This is a genomic window from Thermanaerothrix sp., from assembly GCA_026417795.1.
In the GTDB taxonomy this organism is placed as follows: Bacteria; Synergistota; Synergistia; order Synergistales; family Synergistaceae; genus Thermanaerovibrio.
The window spans coordinates 1-897 of record JAOACP010000127.1; the positions used below are offsets into that span (position 1 = coordinate 1).

The 897-nt window shown below is 63.2% G+C and carries 1 protein-coding gene; it reads right to left on the minus strand.

All coding sequences use genetic code 11. From position 1 onward, the window contains the following. Positions 1-831 (minus strand): acetate/propionate family kinase (locus tag N2315_09575; GenBank protein ID MCX7829420.1); only part of this gene is annotated, 831 nt, incomplete at its 3' end. Between the last annotated feature and the right edge of the window lie 66 nt (positions 832-897).

Consider the following 897-nt stretch of genomic DNA (forward strand, 5'->3'; position numbering starts at 1 on the left):
CAACAGACCGCTTTGGCGGTTTAAGAGCTGATCGATGGCCTCGATGTCCAGGCCCAGGTGACGCGCAAGATAGATGATCACACCTGGATCCAGGTCACCCCCGCGGGTGCCCATGACGAGTCCCTCTAGGGGCGTTAAGCCCATCGAGGTATCGATACAGCGCCCGGCTTGGATCGCTGCCGCGCTTGCCCCATTGCCGAGGTGCAGGGTGATGAGGTTACAGCGCGCCAGGGGCTTGCCTAAAAGGCTTGCGGCGCGTTTGGCGACATATTGATGCGAGGTACCGTGAAACCCATAGCGCCGGATCCCGTGCTCGGTATAGAGCCATTCGGGGATGGCATAGCGATAGGATGCAGGCGGCATGGTCTGATGAAAGGCGGTATCAAAGACCGCCACCTGAGGCACCCCAGGGAAGGCAGCGCGCGCCGCGGCGATCCCGGCCAGGTGCCCGGGATTATGCAAGGGGGCAAGCGGCACGCAGGAGGCGATCGCTGCGATCACCTCCTCATCGATGCGTGCAGGGACGCTGAAATGGGCTCCGCCGTGCACGACGCGGTGCCCGATGGCCGCGATCTCCTTAACCTCAGCGATCACCCCCTGGGCGCGTAAGGACTGGATGAGACGGTCGAGCCCCTCCTGGTGGCTGGGGATTGGGTCCTCGGCATAGAGGGTGCGGGTGAGGCCTTTGGCATCGGCCCAATGAAACCGAAACTCGCCTTGTGGTTCGCCGATCCGCCCCACTATCCCGCCGGCCAAGACCGACCAGTCATCGACCGCAAAGAGCTGGTACTTGATCGAGGAACTCCCTGAATTGAGGACCAGGATCTTCATGCCCCACCCCCGCAACCGCCGCCCTCGGCCTGGGCCTGGATCGCGGTGATGGCAACGGTATTGACG